This window comes from Streptomyces sp. NRRL B-1347 (assembly GCF_000720325.1).
In the GTDB taxonomy this organism is placed as follows: Bacteria; Actinomycetota; Actinomycetes; order Streptomycetales; family Streptomycetaceae; genus Streptomyces.
On record NZ_JOJM01000007.1, the window covers coordinates 188,617 to 212,571 of the forward strand.

The window sequence follows — 23,955 nt, forward strand, 5'->3', positions numbered from 1 at the left end:
CCTTTCGTGGGGGGGGGGGCGGAACTGGACCTCAGGAACACGTACCTGTCGGCCGCGTGCGCGTCACGACCTCGCTGATGCCGGTGGTCGCGTCGATCCACACCACCTGGCTGCCGGGGCCCGCGGCGGCGGACAGCTGCTCGCCGCGGTTGCAGGAGACGCGGCCCTTGCGCGTGGCCGGGTCCTTCGGGTCGCCGCTCGCGGCGAACTGCCAGAGCTTGGCCAGCGTCTCGTTGCGCCACGTCGTGTCGGGCAGCCGGGCGCCGACCGTCACCGCCTCGTCGGAGGCCGTCAGGTCGTACGCGTTCAGCGCGCCGGGCGCGTCCTCGGAGCTGAGGTCGACGATGTGCGAGCCGTCGATGTCCGCGCGGCGCACGGCGGTCGTCCCGTCGCCGCGGACGGCGTCCCGCAGCCAGAACACGTGCCGGGCGGTGACGGCCGTCGGGCCGAGGCCGGTGCTGCCCGGCACCTGCTCGACCACCTTGTTCTCGCCGGTGGCGACGTCGACGAGCCGCGTGGTGTACGCGTACTCGGCGCGCACCCGGCGCCGCTCCTGGTAGGCGACCTTGCCGTTGCTCACCGACGGGAAGGAGGCGCGGTGGTAGGTTCCGCCACCGATGCTGCCGCCGTTCTGCGGGTCCTTGAGGCTGAAGTACTTCACGCCCTGGCGGCCGCCGTGGTTGTAGTAGGAGAAGGTCACGACGTCGCCGTCGACGTCCACGGCGTCGGCGACGCCCCGGCTGTTGTGCCAGAGCTTCTTGACCGGGCCGCCCGCGAACGGCCGGGCGAGGATGTCCACGCCGGTGGGGCCGTGCGCCTGCCACACCACCGTCCGGCCGTCGGTGGCCGGATTGACGTGGTAGCGGCCGTCGTTGGGGCTCATCAGCTTGGCCTGGCCACGGCCGTCCGCGCGCCCGGCCCACACCGAGTACGGCTCGGAGCCCGCCTCGTCGGACTGGGACGCGGTCCACAGGCCGCCGCCCGAACCGAGGCGGGTGTCCTGGGTGTTGACCCGGTCGAGCAGCGTGTCGGAGTCCACGCCGAGGGCCAGCTCCCAGCCGGGCACGATGCCGTGGGCGTTGAAGGCGCGCTGGAGGGCCTTCAGCTGTCCCGCGTCGGCGTTGAGGTCCCCGGCGGCGGCGAGCACCGCGGCCCGGCCCTCGGTGAAGCCGTCGAGGGGGGTCAGGTACTGGGCGAGCGCCCGGTACACGATCTTGTCGGTGAGGGTGTCGCCGAGGTCCTCGCGGGCGTCCCAGAGCGCGCCGCCGAAGATGGTGGAGTTGAGGTGCACGCCGCCGTTGTCGGTGCCGAAGCCGACGCCGAGGAAGTGCTTGGCGGTGTTCCGGCCGTCGCCCAGGTCGCGGAAGGCGCACGCGCGCGGGGACTTGGTGCGGCACAGGCGATCGCCGACCAGGCCCGAGTCGGGGTGGCCGGTGGGGATGCCGTAGGCGTCGGCCTCGATGGCGTTGCCGAAGTAGTCGGCCATCGCCTCGTTCAGGGCGCCGGACTGGCCCGCGTACACCAGCGCCGCGGTGTGCTCCACGACGCCGTGGGTCATCTCGTGGCCGACGACGTCCAGGCCCGCGGACAGCGGCCGGTACTCCTCGTCGCCGTTGCCGTAGACCATCTTCTCGCCGTCCCAGAAGGCGTTGACGTACGGGTGTCCGCCGTTCGTCACGCCCACCAGGGAGTTGACGGTCATGCCGTGCCCGTCGAGGCTGACGCGGCCGTGCTTGTTCTTGAAGTAGTCGAAGACCCGCGCGCCGCTCCAGTGCGCGTCCACGGCGCCCGCGTCGGTCGCGTCCCTGCCGAAGGCGGTGGTGGGCGAGCCGAACTCCTGGATCCCCGGCGGCCACTGGCCGATCACCTCGCCGACGGACTTGTCGCGCGCGTCCCAGGTGGACAGGGTGCGGCCCCAGCCCTCGTCGTCCGGGATGCGGGTGGTGTCGCGCAGCACGTACTGCTCACGCCAGGTGTCGCGCTCCACGTCCAGGGCGACGGACGTGCCGTCCAGCTTGACGCCGGAGCCCTGCTCGCGCGGCTCCGCCCGCGCCCGTACCGCGGGGCGCGCCGCGGGCACCCCGCCCGCCGCGCCCGGTGCCGTGCGGCCCCCGAACGTCTTGATACCGCTGTACTGGAGGACGGGGTACCCGGCGCGCGCGTCGACGTAGACCTCGCGCAGCACGGGTTCGCCGGTGGCCGGGTCGGTGCCGCGCACGGTGACGTGGTGGGTGAGGACGCCCTCCCCCTTCGGCAGCACGACGAGGCCGCGGGCCGTGCCCTTGAGGGGTGTCTCGCCGTCGTCGGCCGCGTCCGTCCCGGCCTTGCGGGTGAAGTTCCCCGTGGTCAGGTCCGTGAGCACGCGGTCGACGGCCCGCTCGACGGCGACCTCCGCACTGACCTCGGGCGTCGTGTTCGTCCGCAGCCCGGTGAAGTACTTGCCGGAGGTGCCGGTGACGACGCGTTCGCCGCCCTCGTTCTCCATCCGCACGACGTACTGGCCGCCCAGGACGGCCACGCCCCGGTGCTTCTGGTGGAGCCGCACGGTCTCCTGGCCGCCCGCCGCCCTGCTGGTCCGCGCGGACTTCAGGTCGCGGTCGGGGTCGGCGATCCGGTAGCGGCTCTCCTTCTGCTCCAGGTGCGCACGGGCGGCGTCCGCCGCGCTCGCCGCCCTGGGCGCCTTCTCCCTGATGCCGTCCACCAGGGCCGGAGTCTTCGTCTCCTGCCCCGGAATCACCTCACCGGGGCTCGGCGGCGTCCTCCCTCCGGGCGCCGCCCCGGCGGGAGCCGTCGAAACCACGAGTGCGGCGGCGCTGATCAGCGCCGCCGCACCGGATAAACCACCCCGCCGCGCCCTGGATCTCCTGGCTCTCCCCACGCGGACGCTGCGCTCGCGCATCCTTCCCCATCCCCCTCGCCGACCGGACCGGCGGCGTGTGCGCCGTCAGGAGGGCCATGGAAGCGGCGATGCGACGAGCCATCAATGGGGCGCGGGGGCGCGAGGACGACTTCCGGCCTACGCGAACGCACCTCCCCCGCCGGTCATCGGTTCCTGTTGAACTCCGCCACGTTGCGCTGCTGCTCCTCGTAGTTCGCGGTGAACCGGGTGTCCCCCGGCTTCACCGTCACGAAGTACAGCCAGTCCCCGGGGGTCGGGTTCGTCGCGGCGCGCATCGCGGCCTCGCCGGGGTTGCCGATCGGGGTGGGGGGCAGGCCCATGCGGGCGTAGGTGTTGTAGGGGCTGTTGAGCTTGGTGTCGCGGGTGGTGGTGTTGAGCGTGGAGCGGTTGAGGGCGTAGTTGATCGTGGAGTCCATCTGCAGCGGCATGCCCCGGTCGAGGCGGTTGTAGATGACGCGGGCGACCTTGCCCATCTCCTCCTTGGAACCCGCCTCGGCCTCGATCATGCTCGCGATGGTGACGGTCTGGTAGACGTTCACCGCGTTCCGGTCGGCGCCCGCGGTGACGTGTCCGCCGCTGAACCGCTTGTTCGCGGTGTCCACCATGTACGACAGGACGGACGCCGGGGTCGACTGGGAGCTGATGGGGTACGTGGCCGGGAACAGATATCCCTCGGGGTTGCCGCCCGCGTCGCCGGGCAGTTTCAGGCCCGCCCGGTCGACGGCCTTCTTCGTGGTGCCCTTGGAGACCTTCAGGGCCGTGTCGACGGCCTCGTACACCTGGCTGGAGCGCCAGCCCTCGGGGATCGTCAGCGTCCTGGGCCGCGCTTCTACTTCGTCGTCCGGGAGCAGCAGCGGGACCGCCACGGCGGTGGCCGCCGCGACGGCTCCGGTCGCGATCAGGGCGATCCGGCCCCGGCGCGTCAGCCGGAGCGCTCCGCGTTTCGTGCCCCGTGGCGGGGTGGTGGTGTGCATGCGGGCACGGTAACCCGCCTTTTGTCATATTTCCGGCATATCTCTACGTCGCCGGCTCCAGCCGGGCGTCCCTGCGGACGAGGGCGGCGTAACGCCCGTCCCGTTCGAGCAGCTCCTCGTGGGTGCCGCGCTCCACGGCGCGTCCGGCGTCGAGCACCACGATCTGGTCGGCGCCGCGCACGGTGGACAGGCGGTGGGCGATGGTGAGCGTCGTCCTGTTGGCCGACAGGGCGTCGATGGCCTGCTGCACGGCGTGTTCCGTACGGGTGTCGAGGGCGCTCGTGGCCTCGTCCAGGATCAGGACGGGCGGGTCCCGCAGGATCGTGCGGGCGATGGCGAGGCGCTGCTTCTCGCCGCCGGAGAAGCGGTGGCCGCGCTCGCCGACGACGGTGTCGTAGCCGTCGGGCAGGGCCGCGATGTGGTCGTGGATCTGGGCGGCCCGCGCGGCCTCGTGCAGCTCCTCGTCGGTGGCGTCCGGCTTGGCGAAGCGGAGGTTGTCCGCGACCGAGGCGTGGAAGAGGTACGTCTCCTGGGAGACGACGCCGATGGTGCGCGCGAGGGTGTCGAAGTCCAGGTCGCGCACGTCGACGCCGTCGAGCGTGACGCGTCCGCCCGTCACGTCGTACAGGCGCGGCAGCAGATAGCTGAGGGTGGACTTGCCGGAGCCCGTCGGGCCGACGACGGCGAGGCTGCCGCCCGCGGGCACGGTGATGTCGATGCCTTCGAGGACGGCGGCGCCCTGCGGGTCGTAGCGGAACTCCACGTCCTCGAACCGGACCTCGCCCTTGACGCGGTCCAGGTGCACGGGGCGGTCGCGCTCGGTGATGTCGATGGGCAGGTCCAGGTACTCGAAGATGCGCTGGAAGAGCGCGAGCGAGGTCTGGATCTGCACACCGGTGGAGAGCAGGCTGACCGTCGGCCGGAACAGCCCCTGCTGGAGCGAGACGAAGGCGACGAGCGTGCCGATGGAGACGGTGGGCCCGCCCATCTGGAAGGTGAGGCCAGCGCTCCAGTAGAGGACGGCGGGCATCGCGGCCATGACGATGGTGATCACGGCCATGCGCCAGCGCCCGGCCATGTTGGAGCGCACCTCCAGGCTCACGAGGTCGGCGGACTCGTCGGCGAAGGAGCGCGTGAGCGAGTCGGCGCGGCCCATCGTGCGGCCGAGCAGGATGCCGCTGACCGAGAGGGACTCGGTGACGGTGGCGGCCATCGCGGCCATCTGCTTCTGCCGCTCGGTGGCGATCTTCTTGCGCTCGCGGCCGACGCGGCGGCTGATCCACGCGAACAGCGGGAGCAGCAGCAGGGAGACGACGGTCAGGCGCCAGTCGAGGGCGAGCATGGCGACGACCGTCGCGATGACGCTCGTCAGGTTCGAGACGAGGGAGGTCGCCGTGGAGGTGACGGTCGCCTGCATGCCGCCGATGTCGTTGGCGATGCGGGACTGGACCTCGCCGGTGCGGGTGCGGGTGAAGAAGGCGAGGGACATGCGCTGGAGGCGGCCGTACACGGCGGTGCGCAGATCGTGCATGACCTGCTGGCCGACGGTCGTGGAGATCAGCGTCTGCAGGACGCCGAAGACGCTGGTGACGACCGCGCTGAGGATCATGCCGAGGGCGAGCAGGCTCAGCAGCCCGGTGCGGCCCTGCGGGATCGCGGTGTCGAGGATCTCCTTGAGGAGGAAGGGCGTCACCACCGAGACCAGGGACGCGGCGCACACCAGCAGGCCGACGACGGCGAGGCGGGCGCGGTACGGGCGGAAGAGGCGCAGGATGCGGCGCAGCTGGTGGGACTCTTCCGGCTCGCCGGAGCGCGGGCTCCGGGCGGGTTCTTCGTGAGGCATGGGCTCCTACGGGACGTAGCGGGACGTCGGCGGCGGTGCGCCGGCGGGGACGGGACGCGCCCACGAGCACGCGACGCGTTCGGCGGGAAGCCGGTGGCGCGTCGGCGGGGACGCCGGGCACGGCTGACGCTCCGGCGGGACGCCGGGCGCGGATGGCACGTCGGCGAGGTCGCCGGACGCGGGTCGTGGGCCGCGCACGGACGGGATCACCGGACGCGGGTCGCGCACGGACGGGATCGCCCGACGCGCGTCGCGCGCGGATGACATCGCCGGGCGCGGGTGGCGCACAGTCGAGATCGCCGGCTGCGGGTGACGCGCCGGCGAGGGCGACCTTGGGAGCATAGCTCACTGTTACCTATACTCACAATGCACTAGGTCCTGTACTGTTTCGGCATGAGCACATCGGACACCGACGGACTCCTCGCCGAGCAGCTGCTGCGGCTGACCCGTCGGCTGCACCGCATCCAGAAGCGCCATCTGGAGCCCATCGGCATCACGCCCGCGCAGTCCCGCCTGCTGCGCACCCTCGCGCACTACGACACGCCGCCGCGCATGGCCGACCTCGCCCAGCGCCTCGAAGTCGTGCCGCGCGCCGTCACCAGCCTGGTCGACGCCCTGGAGGCGAGCGGCCGGGTGCGCCGCGCCCCGGACCCGACCAACCGCCGGGTCATCCGCATCGAGCTCACCGACGGCGGGCACGAGGCCCTGCGGGAGCTGCGCGGCGCGCGCCGGGCCGCCGCCGAGGACATCCTGGCTCCACTGGACGCCGCCCAGCGCACCCAGCTGGGCGGGCTGCTCGACGCGCTGTTCGAGGTGCCCGAGAGCCGCCCCTGCTGACATCCGGGCCGGTGTGCCGCCGCTGACCGGCCATGACCGGTGGGTGGCCGCAGCCGACGACGCCGAGGAGAGGCCATGCCCCTGCTGGAGCCCGATCCCGAAGCACTGCGCCCCGCCCCGAACGGCCGCACGCCGTCACCCGACCGGGTCCCGGAGGAGCGGGCGGGCGGCACCCCGGAGCCGCTGCGCGGCGACCTCGTCGCGCTCCTGGGCGCCGACAAGGTCCTCACGCACGTCTCCGACCTCGTCCGGTACGCGTCGGACGCCAGCCCCTACCGCTTCGTGCCGCGCGTCGTGGTCATCGCCGAGGACATCGACGACGTGTCCACCGTCCTGTCGTACGCCCACGGCAAGGGCCGCGAGGTCGTCTTCCGGGCGGCCGGCACCTCGCTCAACGGACAGGCGCAGGGCGAGGACATCCTCGTCGACGTGCGCAGGCACTGGGCGGGGATCGAGGTGCTCGACGGCGGGGCGCGGGCACGGATCGGCCCCGGCACGACAGTGGTGCGCGCCAACGCCACGCTCGCGCGCCACGGCCGCGTCCTCGGCCCGGACCCGGCGAGCGCGATCGCCTGCACCATCGGCGGCGTGGTGGCGAACAACGCCTCCGGCATGACGGCGGGCACCACCCGCAACTCCTACCGCACGGTGGCGTCCCTGGCCTTCGTCCTGCCGTCCGGCACCGCCGTCGACACCGCGGAGCCGGACGCCGACGCGCTCCTCGCGCACGCCGAACCGGCCCTGTGCGCGGGCCTGCTCGACATCAAGCGCGAGATCGAGGCGGATCCCGCGCTCACGGCCCGCATCCGGGCCAAGTACGAGATCAAGAACACCAACGGCTACCGCCTGGACGCGTTCCTCGACGGCGCGACGCCCGTGCAGATCCTGCGCGGCCTCATGGTCGGCTCCGAGGGCACCTTCGGGTTCATCTCCGAGGTCGTCTTCGACACACTGCCCCTCGACCGATGCGTGTCGAGCGCCCTGCTGTTCTTCCCCACGCTGCCCGCCGCTGCCGCCGCCGTGCCGCTGTTCAACGACGCCGGGGCGCGGGCCGTGGAGCTGATGGACGGCAACACGCTGCGCGCGTCCGTGCGCGTGCCGGGCGTCCCGGCCGACTGGGCGGGACTGGCCAAGGACACGGCGGCGCTCCTGGTGGAGTTCCGCGCTCCGGACGAGGCGCGCCAGGAGGCGTACGAGACGGCGGCCGCCGAGGTGATGAAGGGCCTCGCACTCGTCGCCCCGGTCGCGTCGGTGACGAACGCGTTCACGCGGGACCCGGGGGTGATCGCCGGCTACTGGAAGGCCCGCAAGGCGTTCGTGACGGCCGTCGGCGGTTCGCGGCCCGCCGGGACCACGCTCATCACCGAGGACTTCGCGGTGCCGCCCGCGCGTCTCGCGGACGCCTGCGAGGCGCTGCTCGACCTGCAGACGCGGCACGGCTTCGACGCGGCCGTCGCCGGGCACGCCGCGCACGGCAATCTGCACTTCCTGCTCGCCTTCGACGCGGCGGAGCCCGCGGACGTGGCGCGGTACGCCGCGTTCATGGACGACTTCTGCCGCCTCACCGTGGAGCGCTTCGACGGCTCCCTCAAGGCCGAGCACGCCACGGGCCGAAACATCGCCCCGTTCCTGGAGCTCGAATGGGGGCCGAAGGCAACGGAGTTGATGTGGCGCACCAAGCAGGTCATCGACCCGGACGGCGTCCTTGCGCCGCGCGTCGTCCTGGACCGTGACCCCAAAGCACATCTGCGGGGCCTGAAGACGATCCCCAAGGTGGAGCTGATCGCCGACCCCTGCATCGAGTGCGGCTTCTGCGAACCGACCTGCCCGAGCGAGGACCTGACGACCACGCCGCGCCAGCGCATCGTGCTGCGCCGGGAGATGATGCGCCAGCCCCCGGGCTCCGGCGTCGAGGACGGCCTCGTCGCGGCGTACGGGTACGACGCGGTCGACACCTGCGCGGGCGACTCGACGTGCAAGCTGGCCTGCCCCGTCGGCATCGACACCGGCGCCCTGATGAAGTCCTTCCGGCACGCCCGCCACTCGCCGCGCGAGGAGCGCGTCGCGGCGCTCACCGCGCGCCGGTTCAAGGAGGTCGAGGCGTCGGCGCGGCTCGCGCTCGCCGCCGCCGCGACGGTCCGCGCGGTGGCCGGCGAGCGGACCGGCGACCGGCTCCTGACCGCCGTGACCCGCGCCGCCCGCAGGGCCGTGCGCCCCGATCTGGTGCCCGAGTGGCTGCCCCGCCTGCCGGGCGCGGCCGCCCGGCGCCTCCCGCGCACCGCGCGCGTGGGCGCCGCCGCCGTCTACTACCCGGCGTGTGTGAACCGCATCTTCGCCGGGCCCGGCGCGGTGCCCCTGGCGCAGGCCGTCGTCGCCGTGTCGGCGCGCGCGGGCAGGCCCGTGTGGATTCCGGACGACGTGGCCGGGACGTGCTGCGCGACGATCTGGCACTCCAAGGGCTACGAGACCGGGAACCGCGTGATGGCGAACCGCGTCGTCGAAGCCGCCTGGGGCTGGACGGCGGGCGGCGCGCTGCCGCTCGTGGTGGACGCCTCGTCCTGCACGCTCGGCATCGCCCACGAGGTGGTGCCGTATCTGACGGCCGACAACCGCGCCCTGCACGAGGAGCTGACCGTCGTCGACTCCGTCGTCTGGGCCGCCGAGGAGCTGCTCCCGCACCTGACCGTCCACCGGACCGTGGGCTCCGCCGTGCTCCACCCCACCTGCTCCATGCGGCACTTGGGCGACGAGCCGCAGCTGCGGGCCGTCGCCGAGGCCTGCGCGGACGAGGTGGTCGTGCCGGACGACGCGGGCTGCTGCGCCTTCGCCGGGGACCGGGGCATGCTGCACCCCGAGCTGAGCGAGTCCGCCACCCGCGCGGAGGCTGCGGAGGTCGCCTCCCGGCCCTACGACGCGTACCTCTCGGCCAACCGGATGTGCGAGGTGGGCATGGAACAGGCCACGGGCCGGGCGTACCGCTCGGTCCTGCTGGACCTGGAGCGGGCCACGCGGCCCTGACCGCGCCCCTTCGTCGCCCCGGCCCCTCCGTCGCCCCGGTGGAGAAAAGTCCAAGCCCTCGGCCACCGCTGCCCCTTGCGTCCCGTGCGCACCGCCATCAAGGTGGGCCCCGCCCAGTGACATGGCACTGTGACGACGGAGGTCCGATGCACGACGAGAACGCGACACCGGCACCTGACGAATCCACCGACGGTCACTCCCGGCGCGCGGTCCTGCGCACGGCCGGAATCGCGGGGGCCGGGCTCGGGCTCGGCACGTTCGCGGGCGGCGGTACCGCCCAGGCAGGTACGCGCGAGGCGGCCGAAGGCCCGGCCGCCGCGCCCACGCCCGCCCGCAAGGGCAAGACCATGATCGGCGTCCCCTTCGAGGGACGGTCCACCGTCCGCGTCGGCATCGTCGGCCTCGGCAACCGCGGCGGCGGCATGATCGACCTGTTCCTCGCGCAGCCGGGCGTGCGGGTCGTCGCGCTCTGCGACCCGGCCAAGGACAAGACCGCGGCGGCCGCGAAGAAGGTCGTCGCCGCGGGCCAGCCCGCCCCGGCGACGTACACCAACGGAGACAACGACTTCGAGAAGCTCTGCGCGCGCGGCGACGTCGACTTCGTGTACGTGGCGACGCCGTGGGACTGGCACTACGAAATGGCCAAGGCGGCCATGCTCAACGGCAAGCACGTCGGCGTCGAGTGTCCGCTCGCGCTGCGCCTCGATCACCTGTGGGAACTCGTCGACCTGTCCGAACGCACCCGCAGACACTGCATGCAGCTGGAGAACTGCTGTTACGGCAAGAACGAGATGCGCGTGCTGCGCATGGCGCACGCGGGCAAGTTCGGCGACCTGCTGCACGCGGCGGGCGCCTACAACCACGACCTGCGCCAGCTGATGTTCGACCCCACCTACTACGAGGGCCCGTGGCGGCGCCTGTGGCACACGCGGCTGCGCGGCGACCTGTACCCCAACCACGGCTTCGGCCCCACCGCCAACTACATGGACGTCAACCGCGGCGACCGCGCCACGCACATCTCCAGCTTCGGCACGCCCGCCCTCGGCCTCGCCGAGTACCGCAAGGCGCACATGCCGCCGGGCGACCCGAGCTGGAAGGAGACGTACATCGAGAGCGACCGGACCATCAGCCTGGTGCAGACTGCCAAGGGCCGGGTCATCCGCCTGGAGCACGACGTCTCGACCCCGCACCCCTACAGCCGCGTCAACAGCCTCGGCGGCACCAAGGGTGTCTTCGAGGACTACCCGGCCCGCATCTACATCGAGCCGGACCACACCGACGACCGGTGGGGCGACTTCTCCAAGTACGCCGCGGAGTTCGACCACTGGCTGTGGAAGGAACACGCCAACCCGCCGGGCGGGCACGGCGGCATGGACTACCTCCTGGTGTTCCGCCTGATGCAGTGCATGCGGCTCGGCCTCGTCCCCGACTTCGACGTGTACGACGCGGCGACGTGGACCGCGCCGGTGCCGCTGAGCCACGCCTCCATCAAGGCGAAGGGCGCGCCGCAGGAGATCCCGGACTTCACCCGGGGCCTGTGGCGGAAGGCGCGGCCGGGCCTGGACTCGGAGAAGCCGAAGGAGGCGTGAGCGGGGCCTTGTAGCGGGGCCTCGTAGCGGGGCCTTGTAAGGGCGGCTCTCAGGACTTGAGGGCCGCCCTGTCCCCCATCACCACCACCGGGTGCCGCTGCGGGTCCAGGGTGCGCAGCAGGTGCTCCATGCCGGACTTCGACAGGCTCACACAGCCCGACGTGCCGCTGCCGTGGTCCATGTGCAGCCAGATGCTGCCGCCCTTGGACTGGCCCTGCGGGCGCGTCGGGTCGTTCGGCGGGGTGCCCTTGACGCGGTTGTAGTCGATCGCGATGACGTAGTCGAAGTCGTGCCAGTGCGTCTTGGGCCAGTAGTGCGGGGCCTGGAGGGACGCCGTCCGCGTGTACGGGAGCCGCGCGCCGGGGTCGGCGAGGACACCGCCCGCGTCGCTGAGCGTGAACACGCCCACCGGGCTGCGCTTGTCGCCCTCGCGGTGGTCCGGGGTCCAGCCCTTCTTGCCGTTGTGGGCGGGCCAGCTCCGCGCCTTCTTCCAGGTGGCTCCCGCCTTGGTGTACAGGACGACGGTGGCCTTCGCCGAGTCCTTGTCCTCGCCGTAGACGGCGACGACCTGGCGGGCGTTCTTCGGGATGCGGGACTGCAGCCGGTCGCCGACGTCGGGGATGCGCTTGAGCTCGGCGGCGTCCTTGGCCGCACCACGGCCGCCACCCTGCGCGGAGTGCGCCGCGTCGCCTCCGTCGCCCCCGTCGTCGCCCGAGCCGCCGCAGGACGTCAGGACGACTGAGCAGGCGGCGGCCGCGGCCACCGTTCGCACCACACCGGCTATACGCATGCGCTCCATGGTCGCACCGGCTTCCGGAGCACCTCGACGACGCCCCCGTCCCGCCCGCAGGAATGGCCGACTCTTTGCCGGACACCGGAAAATCGTTTGCTTCGGGCCACCGTGCGAGGCGAACCTTGCACGGTTTGTTACCGCGTTCGCCACGTCCTCCGGCACGTGTCAGTCATCGCCACGCGTACCGCACCGAAGCTGGGATCCCATGCACATTCGCGATCTTCCGTACGCCGATCCGGGCGAACCCGACGCCCGCTCCGGCCCTCGCTTCCTGCTGTGGCTCGGCCGCAACCAGCTGGGCGGCCAGCTGAAGTCCCTGGGCTGGGGTCTGCTGCACTTCCTCGGCATCGCCGCGCTGCCCTACATGGTCGGCCTCGCCGTGCAGGCGGTGATCGACGGCTCGGGCGCACGGCTCGCCCTCGCCGGCGGCGGCATCCTGCTCGCGGGGCTCGCCGTCGCGGGCGGCGACACGATGCTCCACCGCACCGCCGTCACCAACTGGATCACCGCGGCGGCCCGTGTGCAGCAGCTGCTCGCCCGTAGGACCGCACGGCTCGGCGCGGCCCTCACCCGGCGGGTCGCCGCCGGTGAGGTCGTCGCGGTGTCCACCGGGGACGTGGAGAAGATCGGCTGGTTCGTGGAGGCCCTGTCGCGGTTCGCGGCGGCGGCCGTGGCCGTCCTCGTCGTCTGCGTGGGCCTGGTCGTCTACCAGCCCGCGCTCGGCGTCGTCGTCGCCGTCGGCATCCCGGTGCTCGCGCTCGCCGTGCTGCCGCTGCTGCCCCGCGCCACCCGCCGCGCCGACCACCAGCGCGAGAAGGCCGGACGGGCCACCGAGCTCGCGTCGGACACCGTCGCCGGGCTCCGGGTGCTGCGCGGCATCGGCGGCGAGGAGCTCTTCCTGGAGCGCTACCGCCACGCCTCGCAGGAGGTGCGGGTCGCCGCCGTGCGCAGCGCGCGCATGTGGGCGGTGATCTCCGCCGTCCAGGTCCTGCTGCCCGGCCTCCTGCTGATCGGGCTCGTCTGGCACGGCGTGCACCTGGCCCGCGAGGGCCGCGTCACGGTCGGCGAACTCGTCACCGTCTACAGCGCGGTGATGCTGCTCAACTACCCGCTGCGGCACTTCGAGGAGATCGCCATGGCGTACTCCTTCTCGCGGCCCTCCGCGAAGCGGGCGGCCCGGGTGCTGTCGCTGGAGCGTACGACGGGGGCCGAGGGGACGGAAAAGGGCTCGTCCGCGACGTCCACCGGAGAGGCGGCGGACCCTGCCGGAGAGCCAATGGCACCCGCCGGAGAACCGGTGGCACCCGCCGGAGAACCCGTGGCACCCGCCGGAGACCTCTACGACCCGGCCACGGGCCTGCTCGCCCCGGCCGGACGGTTCACGGCCGTCGTCTGCGGCGACCCGGACGCGGCCGGGCGGCTCGCCGAACGCCTCGGCGGGCACCCGGCCTTCGAGACGGACCTGCCGTCGGTGCGCCTCGGCGGCGTACCCCTCGACGGTCTGCCGCTCGACACCGCCCGCACCGCCGTCCTCGTCCAGGACAAGGACCCGGTGCTGCTCTCCGGAACGCTGCGGTCGCTGCTGGACGTACCGTCGTCCGGGGCGGTCGGTCCGGGGCGGGCGCTCGCCGCCGCGCAGTGCGCCGACGTCCTCGACGCGCTGGTGCAGGGCTCCGTGGCCGACGATCCGATGGCCGCGCACCTCACCGAGCGCGGCCGGTCCCTGTCCGGCGGCCAGCGCCAGCGCCTGGCGCTCGCGCGGTCGCTGGTCACCGACCCGGAGGCGCTGGTCCTCGACGAGCCGACGTCCGCCGTCGACTCCCACACCGAGGCCCGGATCGCGGACGGCCTGCGCGAGCTGCGCGCGGGCCGTACGACGGTGGTCCTCACCTCGTCGCCGCTGCTCCTGGACCGCGCCGACCGCGTCGTGTTCCTGCACGAAGGCGAGGTCGCCGCCGTCGGCGTGCACCGCGAACTCGTGGTCACGCAGCCGAAGTACCGGGCGGTCGTGACACGGGAGACGGACGAGGAGACGGCCGAAGGAGCGGCGGCCGTGCGGGCCGGGCACCGTCCGGCCGACGACGGCTCGGGCCCCGCCGCGCCGCGAGCCCGCGTGAACACCATCGACATCGAGGAGACGGCATGATCGGCCTGGCGCCGCCGGAGTACGACCCGGCGGCCCCGACCACGGCGGAGACGCTGCCCGTCGGCGCCCCCGCGACCGTACGCACCTATGTGCGCGAGCTGCTGCGCAGGCACCGCAAGGCCTTCGTCCTGCTGGTCGTGGTGAACACGCTCGCCGTAACCGCTTCGATGGTGGGCCCCTATCTGCTCGGCGGCCTCGTCGAGGGCGTGTCGGACGACGCGCGGGAGCTCCATCTGGAGCGCACCGTGGGCCTGTTCGTGCTCGCGCTCGTCGTGCAGGCCGTCTTCGTGCACCAGGTGCGGCTGCGCGGCGCGATGCTCGGCGAGCGGATGCTCGCGGACCTGCGGGAGGACTTCCTCGTCCGGTCCGTCGGACTGCCGCCGGGCGTCCTGGAGCGGGCGGGGACCGGTGACCTGCTGTCACGCATCACCACGGACGTCGACCGGCTCGCCAACGCCATGCGCGAGGCCGTGCCGCAACTGGCCATCGGCGTGGTCTGGCTGGTGCTGCTCGTCGGCGGGCTCACCGTGGCCGCGCCGCCGCTCGCACCCGCGCTGCTCTTCGCCGTGCCGCTGCTCGTCGTCGGCTGCCGCTGGTACTTCAAGCGGGCGCCGTCCGCGTACCGTTCGGAGGCCGCGGGGTACGCCGCCGTGGCCACCGCGCTCGCCGAGACCGTCGACGCGGGCCGCACCGTGGAGGCGCACCGGCTCGGCGCGCGCCGCGTCGAGCAGTCGGAGCGGCGCATCAAGGAGTGGACGGCCTGGGAGCGCTACACGCTCTATCTGCGGTCGGTCCTCTTCCCCGTCGTCAGCGCCACGCACGTCACCGTCCTCTTCTCGGTGCTGATGATCGGCGGCTGGTTCGTGCTGCAGGGCTGGATCGGCGTGGGCCAGCTGACGACCGGCACGCTGATCGCGCAGATGCTCGTCGACCCGATCGGCATCGTCCTGCGCTGGTACGACGAGCTTCAGGTGGCGGGGGTCTCGCTGGCCCGGCTCGTGGGCGTGCGCGACATCGAGCCGGACGCCGGTGACGCGGGCGTGGTGCCCGACGGGCGCGAGGTCCTCGCGGACGACGTGCACTTCGGCTACCGCAAGGACGTCGACGTGCTGCGCGAGGTGTCGCTGGCCGTCGCGCCCGGCTCGCGGGTGGCGCTCGTCGGCCCGTCCGGCGCGGGCAAGTCCACGCTCGGCAGGCTGCTCGCCGGGATCTACGGTCCGCGTACGGGCCGGGTGACGCTCGGCGGCGCCGAACTGGCGCGGATGCCCGCGGAGGGCGTACGCGCGCACGTGGCGCTCGTCAACCAGGAGCACCACGTGTTCGTGGGCTCCCTGCGCGACAACCTGCTCCTCGCCAGGGCGGGCGCCGAGGACGCCGAGCTGTGGGCGGCCCTCGGCGCGGTCGACGCGCACACCTGGGCCGGGGACCTCGACCAGGGCCTGGACACGGAGGTCGGCTCGGGCGGTCTGAGCCTGACGCCCGCGCAGGCGCAGCAGGTCGCCCTGGCCCGGCTCGTCCTCGCCGACCCGCACACGCTGGTCCTTGACGAGGCGACCTCGCTCCTCGACCCGCGGGCGGCCCGGCACCTGGAGCGCTCGCTGTCCCGGGTCCTGGAGGGCCGCACGGTGGTCGCCATCGCGCACCGCCTGCACACCGCGCACGACGCCGACGTCATCGCGGTGGTGGAGAGCGGCCGCATCAGCGAACTCGGCAGCCACGACGAGCTGGTGCGCGCCCAGGGGGCGTACGCGGCGCTGTGGAAGTCCTGGCACGGGTGACGGGGGCGCGGCGGCGACGGCTGGGCGGGGGCCCGGTGCGCACCGGGCCCCCGTCCTCCCCTCCTCGGCCGTGCCGCGCGCGGCACGGCCCCTCGACATGGTCATGGGAGTCGCCGACCCGTACGCGGTCACCGGGGCCGCTGTCGCGGCGGGGGTCCGCCCGCTCCTCCCGGGGGAGGTAGAGGAGCGGGCGGACCGGTCTCAGGCCGTCGTGCCCGCGTCCGCGGGCCGCCGCACGAAGCCACGGGCCGTCGCGTTCGCGACCCGCGGAAGCGTTTGTTCCGCAGCACCCGCCACGGCCTCGCGGCCAGCGCGGGTTCCTGCGCTTTCAACGACATCACATCCGCCCGGTCCGGTGGGGAGAAGTGCGAGAACTTCCTGTGTCGAGGATCATTTCGGAGGTCGGCCGCGGATTCGTCGCGCTCGTGCGCCATAGCGGTGTCGCACCGACTGGAACCATTCCGGAAGTCCGCTACCGGAACCCTTCGACAGGCGCGCGAGAAACGCCCGACAACCACCCCTCTTATGCGGCATGAAAGTACTAACAGGAGGTCGAACAGCAGCCAACACCCCGGGGTCCGATTCAGGCCGCCGGGCCGATGAGGTGGAATCCTCCGGCTTGCCGCCGCAATATCCCAGGCCCGGCCGGGTACGGGCGGCACGTACGCGGCCCGTCGTCACGCCCGCCGTCACGCGTGGCCAGGTGCCGGTCGCGGGCCTCGGCGACGGTGCACCCCATGGCTTCGACGGCCGTCGGCCCTTCCTTCGCGATCCCGCATTTGATGGCCGAATCGTGGCCTTCGCGATACGGGGGATGTCGATTTGCGCCGATTCCGTGGATGTGTGACCGCATACACGAAGGGGTTGGCAAGTGAATCCTTGTCAGTTACGGTGATGCTGCTTCAGTCGTTCGTTCGAGCGACTCCAGAGGGCGGCGGCTCCCCTTTCGGCGCCCGCGCCGCTCTTTCAGCGCCTGCGCGCCTTTCACCGGCTCTTGGATTCTCCGGCTCTTGGATTCTCCGGCTCTCAGGTTCTCCACTCCTCGGTTTCTTCACTCCTCGGGTTCTCCAACGCTCCGGTTCTGCAGCGCTCCAGCTCTCGGCCTTTCCGGATTCACCTTTTCCGGATTCACCTTTGCACCGGTCCTTCGGCGCCTGGTCTCCGATTCACCGGGTATTCCATTCCCCGAGTCTCCGATTCCCTGGTTCTGCCGCGCTCCGCATCTGCGGTTCTCAGGATCTCCAGCAGCGGCGCCCTGTCGCGGGGGCGCTCTCCGGCTGCGCCAACTCCCCTTCCGCAAGCAGCGGTTTCACCGCCGTACGTCCGTACGGCGGTGTCCACGACGGGCGACGCGCGGCAAGCAGCGAGCAGCGGGCGGCGCTTTCGCAGGAGGGCGGGAAGCATGGCGGCATCGGTCGGAGAGCGCAGGCAGGCTCTCCTCGCCCTGTCCGTGGGTGTCTTCTGCATCCAGCTCGATTCGTTCGGCCTGAACCTCGCGCTGGCGCGGATCGGCCGCGATCTGAACGCCGACGGGTCCGGACTCCAGTGGGTGATCAGCGCGTACCTGCTGTCCACCGGCACGCTGATGCTCGGCACCGGACGCCTCGGCGACCTCTACGGGCGACGGCGGCTCCTGGTCGCAGGCCTCGCCCTGTTCGGCGCCGCCTCCCTGGCGTGCGCGCTGGCCGCGACGCTGCCCGTCCTCGTCGGCGCCCGGGTGGCGCAGGGCGCGGGAGCGGCACTGATCATGCCGGTCGGTCTGTCACTCCTTACCAACGTCTACCCGAGCGACCTGCGCGGCCGCGCCACCGGCTGGGCCCTCGGCATCGGCGGCATCGCCACCGCCTGCGGGCCGTTCGTCGGCGGCGCCCTCACCGAGGCGGTGTCCTGGCGGGCGCTCTTCTGGCTCAACGTCCCGCTCGCCGCCCTCGGCGCGCTCTGCGCGTCACGCACCGCTGAGAGCACATCCGCGAGCAGGTCCGTCAGCACGGCCGAGAGCAGGTCCGTGAGCCCGCCCGCGAGCACACCCGCGAGCACACCCGCGAGCACGTCGGAGACCACGTCCGAGAGCCGCGACGTCGGCGCGGCCCGCATCGTCGACCTGCGGGGTCTGCTCACTGCGACCGCCGCGCTCGCGGCGCTCGGCGTCCTCATCGACCGCGGCCCGGCCCTGCCCCGCCCCGTGGCCCTCGGCGGGGTCCTGGCCGTGGCGGGTCTGCTGTTCCTGTTCATACGGCACGAAAGGGCCGCCCCGCAGCCGCTGGTGCGGCTCAGCCTGTTCCGCAACGGACCGTACGTGGCGCTCACGCTCGCCGGGGCCGCCGCCAACACCGCGACCGTCCTGTTCCTCTACGTCGTCCCCCTCACGCTCCAGGGGCAGTGGGGCCTCTCGGTGGCCTCGGCGGGCGTGGCCTTCCTCGCCCCGGCCCTCGCCCTGGCGCTCGCGGGCCCGCTTGCCGGGCACGCACCGGCGCAGGCCGCGGTGCCGCTCGTGCTGAGCTGTCTGGGCGCGGGGGCGCTCGCCCTCGGCTCGCTGTCCGTGGCCTCCTCGCTGCCGACGTTCCTCGCCACCGCCACCGCGTGCGGCGCGGTCCTCGGCGTCGCCAACTCGCTGACCCTGATCGCCACCCAGGCCGTCATCAGCCCCGACCGCGCCGGGGAGGCCTCCGGCGTCACCAAGACCGCCCTCACCGTCGCCGCCGGCCTCGGCGTGGGCCTCGCCGGAACCGCCACGGATCAGACCGACACGCTGCTACGGATCACGGCGGCGGGCTGTGGCGCGGTGTGCCTGCTGATCGGAGTGTGGCGGGCACACGGAGCATGGACGGCGAGAGCACACCCCGGGAGCACACCGTCGGACAGGCCGGCGGCTAGCACCGAGCCGGGACCTGGACCTGAGCCGTGAGCCCACAGTCAGGCCCTGCCCCAGATCGCGCACAGCCGCAGCGCGGGACGCCCGGCGAACCGGACGCCCGACGACACCGCTGTCGGCGCCTGGGCCGGGCCGCCGCGCCGTCGGCCCCGTCTCAGATGAAGTTCATCGCGACCGCGCCGCCCGCTCCCCCGAGCAGCATGAACACCGGCATCAGCACCTTCAGCTCGATCCAGCTCCCCGCGCGGAACCGCAGCGCCCGCGGCGGCCCGATCGGGTACCAGCGCTTCCTGCCGATCGGGATGGGCCACAGGATCGGGCAGCCGGACACGGTCAGCGCGTCCCCGATGTCGTGCACCAGGGCGCCGAGCACCACCGGAAGCCCCAGCCAGAGATATTCCTGGCCGTCCCCGGTGAACAGCCAGTCCGAACCATTGCCCGGTTTGTCCAGAACTCCGGCCATGATCCAGGCACTGGTCGCGGCGAGCAGCCACACCAGCACGTCGCTGCTGGACCCGCGCGCCGCCCGCCACAGCAGTCCTTCGATGGCGAGCACCATGTGCACGAAGAGCAGGGCGAGCACCGCCCACCGGCCGCCGAAGACCGCGAGCGCCGACGAACCCGCGCCGATCAGGACGGCCCACACCCAGGTGTGGGTGAGCGTCCGGTGCCCGCCGGAGCGGCGCGGATCGCCGGGCTTGCGCGTGGCGCGGTAGACGGAGTACGAGAGCTTGTCGACGATCTCGCACAGGCCGCGGGAGACCGGACCGAAGGCGCGCGAGATGGTCGCCGACCTGTGGTCGAGGTCCGGGGCGAGCGCCGCCCCGGCACAGATCAGGGCGCCGACGAGCAGAACCGGCCAGGGCATCGAGTGCCCGGCGGCGGTGGCGGCCGCGCCGACCCCCAGCCAGGCCGCCGCCCCCGACAGTGAGTGTGCCGGTCCCATCATTGCTGCCGCCCGCCCCATTTCCGTTGTCCCGATGCCCCGTTGACGACCCAGCGTAGCGTTCATGATCTTCGTGCGGTCGTCCGGTTCCCTGATCCGGGCAGCGGGGAGGCAAGATGGGGGTGTGACCCTTATCGATCAGCTGCCGCAGGACGCCGACCCCGATGCCCTCTACGAAGCCTTTGAAGGCTGGGCCCAGGAGCGCGGCATCACCCTCTATCCCCACCAGGAGGAGGCTCTGATCGAGGTCGTGTCCGGCGCGAACGTGATCGTGTCGACACCCACCGGCTCCGGCAAGAGCATGATCGCGGCGGGTGCGCACTTCGCGGCCCTCGCGCGCGACGAGGTCACCTTCTACACCGCCCCGATCAAGGCCCTGGTGTCGGAGAAGTTCTTCGAGCTGTGCAAGCTCTTCGGCACCGAGAACGTCGGCATGCTCACCGGCGACGCCTCCGTGAACGCCGACGCGCCCGTCATCTGCTGCACCGCCGAGGTCCTCGCCTCCATCGCGCTGCGCGACGGCAAGGACGCCGACATCGGCCAGGTCGTCATGGACGAGTTCCACTTCTACGCCGAGCCCGACCGGGGCTGGGCCTGGCAGATCCCGCTGCTCGAACTGCCTCAGGCGCAGTTCATCCTCATGTCCGCGACGCTCGGCGACGTCGCCATGTTCGAGAAGGACCTCACCCGTCGCACCGGCCGTCCCACCTCGGTCGTCCGCTCCGCGACGCGCCCGGTCCCGCTGTCGTACGAGTACCGCCTCACGCCCATCACCGAGACGCTCACCGAGCTGCTCGACACCAAGCAGGCCCCGGTCTACATCGTGCACTTCACGCAGGCCCAGGCCGTGGAGCGGGCGCAGTCGCTGATGAGCATCAACATGTGCACGCGCGCCGAGAAGGACCAGATCGCCGAGCTGATCGGCAATTTCCGCTTCACCACCAAGTTCGGCCGCAACCTCTCGCGGTACGTGCGGCACGGCATCGGCGTCCACCACGCGGGGATGCTGCCCAAGTACCGGCGTCTCGTGGAGAAGCTCGCCCAGGCGGGCCTCCTGAAGGTCATCTGCGGCACCGACACGCTCGGCGTCGGGGTGAACGTGCCGATTCGCACCGTGCTGTTCACCGCGCTCACCAAGTACGACGGCAGTCGTGTGCGCACCCTGCGCGCCCGTGAGTTCCACCAGATCGCGGGCCGCGCCGGGCGGGCGGGATTCGACACGGCGGGCTTCGTGGTGGCGCAGGCGCCCGAGCACGTCATCGAGAACGAGAAGGCGCTCGCAAAGGCGGGCGACGACGCGAAGAAGCGGCGCAAGGTGGTGCGCAAGAAGGCGCCCGAGGGCTTCGTGGGCTGGACGGAGAACACCTTCGAGAAGCTCATCGGCTCCGATCCCGAGCCGCTGACCTCCCGCTTCCGCGTCACCCACACCATGCTCCTCGCGGTGATCGCCCGGCCAGGCAACGCCTTCGAGGCGATGCGCCGCCTCCTCGAGGACAACCACGAGCCGCGCAAGCAGCAGCTGCGCCACATCCGCCGCGCCATCGCCATCTACCGCTCGCTGCTCGACGGCGGTGTCGTGGAGAAGCTCGACGAGCCGGACGCCACCGGCCGCATCGTGCGCCTGACCGTCGACCTCCAGCAGGACTTCGCCCTCAACCAGCCGCTGTCCACCTTCGCCCTCGCCGCCTTCGAGCTCCTCGACCCCGAGTCGCCGTCGTACGCCCTCGACATGGTGTCCGTCGTCGAGTCCACGCTCGACGACCCGCGCCAGATCCTCGCCGCCCAGCAGAACAAGGCCCGCGGTGAGGCCGTGGCACTGATGAAGGCCGACGGCGTCGAGTACGAGGACCGGATGGAGCGGCTGCAGGACATCACCTACCCCAAGCCGCTGGAGGAGCTCCTCTTCCACGCGTACAACACCTACCGCACCAGCCACCCGTGGGTCGGCGACCATCCCCTGTCCCCGAAGTCCGTGATCCGGGACATGTACGAGCGGGCGCTGTCCTTCACCGAATTCACCTCCTTCTATGAGCTCGCCCGCACCGAGGGCATCGTGCTCCGCTATCTGGCGAGCGCGTACAAGGCCCTGGAGCACACCATCCCGGACGACCTGAAGTCCGAGGACCTCGAGGACCTGATCGCCTGGCTCGGCGAGATGGTCCGCCAGGTGGACTCCAGCCTCCTGGACGAGTGGGAGCAGCTCGCCAACCCGGAGGTCATGACGGCCGAGGAGGCGCAGGAGAAGGCCGACGAGGTCAAGCCGGTCACGGCCAACGCCCGCGCCTTCCGCGTGCTCGTGCGCAACGCGCTCTTCCGCCGCGTCGAGCTCGCCGCCCTCGACCAGGTGGACGAGCTGGGCGAGATGGACGCCGAGTCCGGCTGGGATGCGGACGCGTGGGGCGAGGCCATGGACAAGTACTGGGACGAGTACGAGGACCTGGGCACCGGCCCGGACGCACGCGGCCCCAAGCTGTTGCGCATCGAGGAGGATCCCGAGCACGGTCTGTGGCGCGTCCGCCAGACGTTCGCCGACCCCAACGGCGACCATGACTGGGGTATCAGCGCCGAGGTCGATCTCGCGGCCTCGGACGCGGAGGGCCGCGCCGTCGTCCGGGTCACGGACGTCGGCCAGCTCTGAGCTCCCCACGTTCCCGGACAGAAGTCGAGGACTTCCCATGAACAACCCCGCGGACCGACTGGTCGACCTGCTGGACCTCGAGCAGATCGAGGTGAACATCTTCCGCGGGCGCAGTCCCCAGGAGTCCTTGCAGCGTGTCTTCGGCGGGCAGGTCGCCGGGCAGGCGCTGGTCGCGGCCGGGCGCACCACGGAGGGCGACAGGCCGGTGCACTCGCTGCACGCGTACTTCCTGCGCCCGGGCCACCCGGGCGTGCCCATCGTGTACCAGGTCGAGCGGGTCCGTGACGGGCGCTCCTTCACCACGCGCCGCGTCACGGCCGTCCAGCAGGGCCGCACGATCTTCAACCTCACCGCCTCCTTCCACAAGGCCGAACAGGGCGCTTTCGAACACCAGCTGCCGCCGCGCATCGACGCCCCCGACCCGGAGTCGCTGCCGACGGTCGCCGAGGAGATCAAGGAGCATCTGGGCGCGCTCCCCGAGCAGCTGGAGCGCATGGCCCGGCGCCAGCCCTTCGACATCCGCTACGTGGACCGGCTGCGCTGGACCGCCGAGGAGGTCAAGGACGCCGAACCGCGCAGCGCGGTGTGGATGCGTGCCGTCGGCCCGCTGGGCGACGACCCGCTCGTGCACACCTGCGCGCTCACGTACGCGAGCGACATGACGCTCCTGGACGCCGTCCGCATTCCGGTGGAGCCGCTGTGGGGCCCGCGCGGCTTCGACATGGCCTCGCTGGACCACGCCATGTGGTTCCACCGTCCCTTCCGGGCCGACGAGTGGTTCCTGTACGACCAGGAGTCGCCGATCGCGACGGGGGGCCGCGGCCTGGCGCGCGGGCGGATCTACGATCGTGACGGACGGCTGCTCGTATCGGTCGTCCAGGAAGGTCTGTTCCGCCCGCACGCGCCCCGCCACCTGGGTGGCCGGTCGGACGGCTGAGTCCGGCAGCGGGCCCCGCCCCCGAGGGGCAGGAGGGTCGGTTCGGGCGACGGGACACAGGTGCCTCCTCAAGCGGGGGGACGGTGCCGGGGACGGGAGCGCGACATGATCGACAGCAGCGGCGCGGGCCAGGTCGGTGGCACGGACGGCCAGGCGGGCAGCGGCCGGGACGAGACACTCGCCCGGGCCGTGCGGCTACGGGAGAGCGGCAGCCGTGAGGAGGCCCGCGCCCTCCTGCTCGCGCTGAGCGAGCGCCACCCCGACGACCCCGAAGTCGCCTACCAGACGGCCTGGGTGCACGACACGCTCGGCCTCGAAGCCGAGGCGCTGCCGCACTACGTGCGCGCGATCCGGCGCCCCGGCCTGTCCGACGAGGACCGCCGCGGTGCGCTCCTCGGCCTCGGCAGTACGTACCGCGTGCTCGGCAAGTACCCGGAGGCCGTGGCCACGCTGCGGGACGCGGTGGCGGAGTACCCCGACGACGCGGCGCTGCGGACCTTCCTCGCCATGGCGCTGTACAACACCGGCCAGGCCCATGACGCCATGACGATCCTGCTGAACCTGCTCGCCGCCACCAGCCCGGACCCGGACGTCGCCGCATACCGTCCCGCCATCGAGCACTACGCCAAGGACCTCGACGCGACCGTCTAGCGCCACGGCCCGCCCTCGCACCGCCGCTGTGCGG

Annotated in this window: 14 protein-coding genes; 9 read left to right on the top strand and 5 right to left on the bottom strand. The window is 72.4% G+C overall.

Translation table 11 applies throughout. The features are described from left to right. Positions 1 to 31: 31 nt before the first annotated feature. From IG74_RS0110330 to IG74_RS0110340, 3 genes are all read right to left on the bottom strand, one after another. On the bottom strand, positions 32 to 2,899 hold the full coding sequence (locus IG74_RS0110330; RefSeq protein WP_078868696.1) for a M4 family metallopeptidase: 2,868 nt from the start codon (positions 2,897 to 2,899) through the stop codon (positions 32 to 34). 143 nt (positions 2,900 to 3,042) lie between these two features. Next, complete coding sequence (gene mltG / locus IG74_RS0110335; protein ID WP_030673269.1) at positions 3,043 to 3,873, bottom strand: endolytic transglycosylase MltG; 831 nt, start codon at positions 3,871 to 3,873, stop codon at positions 3,043 to 3,045. 43 nt (positions 3,874 to 3,916) lie between these two features. Then, complete coding sequence (locus tag IG74_RS0110340; RefSeq protein WP_030673271.1) at positions 3,917 to 5,716, bottom strand: ABC transporter ATP-binding protein; 1,800 nt, start codon at positions 5,714 to 5,716, stop codon at positions 3,917 to 3,919. A gap of 393 nt (positions 5,717 to 6,109) precedes the next feature. Between IG74_RS0110340 and IG74_RS0110345 the strand changes: the two genes are divergently transcribed. The 3 genes from IG74_RS0110345 to IG74_RS0110355 all read left to right on the top strand — a co-directional run bounded on the left by IG74_RS0110345 (position 6,110) and on the right by IG74_RS0110355 (position 11,160). Continuing rightward, positions 6,110 to 6,553, top strand: a complete 444-nt coding sequence (locus IG74_RS0110345; RefSeq protein WP_030673274.1) for a MarR family winged helix-turn-helix transcriptional regulator — start codon at positions 6,110 to 6,112, stop codon at positions 6,551 to 6,553. A gap of 75 nt (positions 6,554 to 6,628) precedes the next feature. After that, the gene (locus IG74_RS0110350; RefSeq protein ID WP_030673277.1) at positions 6,629 to 9,571 is read left to right on the top strand and encodes an FAD-binding and (Fe-S)-binding domain-containing protein; all 2,943 of its coding nucleotides are present in this window, start codon (positions 6,629 to 6,631) and stop codon (positions 9,569 to 9,571) included. Positions 9,572 to 9,717: 146 nt separating this feature from the next. Beyond that, positions 9,718 to 11,160: a Gfo/Idh/MocA family protein gene (locus tag IG74_RS0110355; RefSeq protein ID WP_030673280.1), complete on the top strand. Its 1,443-nt coding sequence runs from the start codon at positions 9,718 to 9,720 to the stop codon at positions 11,158 to 11,160. A gap of 49 nt (positions 11,161 to 11,209) precedes the next feature. Here IG74_RS0110355 and IG74_RS0110360 read toward each other — a convergent pair whose 3' ends face one another. After that, on the bottom strand, positions 11,210 to 11,950 hold the full coding sequence (locus IG74_RS0110360; RefSeq protein WP_030673282.1) for a L,D-transpeptidase family protein: 741 nt from the start codon (positions 11,948 to 11,950) through the stop codon (positions 11,210 to 11,212). Positions 11,951 to 12,158: 208 nt separating this feature from the next. Here IG74_RS0110360 and IG74_RS0110365 point away from each other — a divergent pair, with 208 nt between their 5' ends. The 3 genes from IG74_RS0110365 (at position 12,159) to IG74_RS45750 (ending at position 18,782) form a co-directional block, all read left to right on the top strand. Next, positions 12,159 to 14,099, top strand: coding sequence for an ABC transporter transmembrane domain-containing protein (locus IG74_RS0110365; protein ID WP_030673284.1), 1,941 nt, complete (start codon positions 12,159 to 12,161; stop codon positions 14,097 to 14,099). After that, positions 14,096 to 15,877, top strand: coding sequence for an ABC transporter ATP-binding protein (locus IG74_RS0110370; RefSeq protein ID WP_030673286.1), 1,782 nt, complete (start codon positions 14,096 to 14,098; stop codon positions 15,875 to 15,877). Before IG74_RS0110365 ends, IG74_RS0110370 begins: the two co-directional genes overlap by 4 nt. A 1,402-nt stretch (positions 15,878 to 17,279) precedes the next feature. Further along, positions 17,280 to 18,782, top strand: coding sequence for an MFS transporter (locus tag IG74_RS45750; protein ID WP_051854757.1), 1,503 nt, complete (start codon positions 17,280 to 17,282; stop codon positions 18,780 to 18,782). Between the two features lie 121 nt (positions 18,783 to 18,903). On the opposite strand, the gene IG74_RS0110385 is transcribed toward IG74_RS45750, so the two are convergent. Then, positions 18,904 to 19,698 carry a metal-dependent hydrolase gene (locus IG74_RS0110385; RefSeq protein WP_030673288.1) on the bottom strand — a complete coding sequence of 265 codons (795 nt, stop codon included), beginning with the start codon at positions 19,696 to 19,698 and terminating at the stop codon, positions 18,904 to 18,906. A gap of 121 nt (positions 19,699 to 19,819) precedes the next feature. Between IG74_RS0110385 and IG74_RS0110390 the strand changes: the two genes are divergently transcribed. The 3 genes from IG74_RS0110390 to IG74_RS0110400 all read left to right on the top strand — a co-directional run bounded on the left by IG74_RS0110390 (position 19,820) and on the right by IG74_RS0110400 (position 23,921). Continuing rightward, positions 19,820 to 22,333: a DEAD/DEAH box helicase gene (locus IG74_RS0110390; protein WP_030673290.1), complete on the top strand. Its 2,514-nt coding sequence runs from the start codon at positions 19,820 to 19,822 to the stop codon at positions 22,331 to 22,333. A 37-nt stretch (positions 22,334 to 22,370) separates the two neighbouring features. After that, entirely contained in the window at positions 22,371 to 23,270 is a 900-nt protein-coding gene (locus IG74_RS0110395; RefSeq protein ID WP_030673292.1) for an acyl-CoA thioesterase, read from the top strand. Between the two features lie 105 nt (positions 23,271 to 23,375). Further along, a complete protein-coding gene (locus IG74_RS0110400; RefSeq protein ID WP_030673300.1) occupies positions 23,376 to 23,921 on the top strand; it encodes a tetratricopeptide repeat protein in 546 nt (181 codons plus the stop codon). The last annotated feature ends 34 nt before the right edge of the window (positions 23,922 to 23,955 follow it).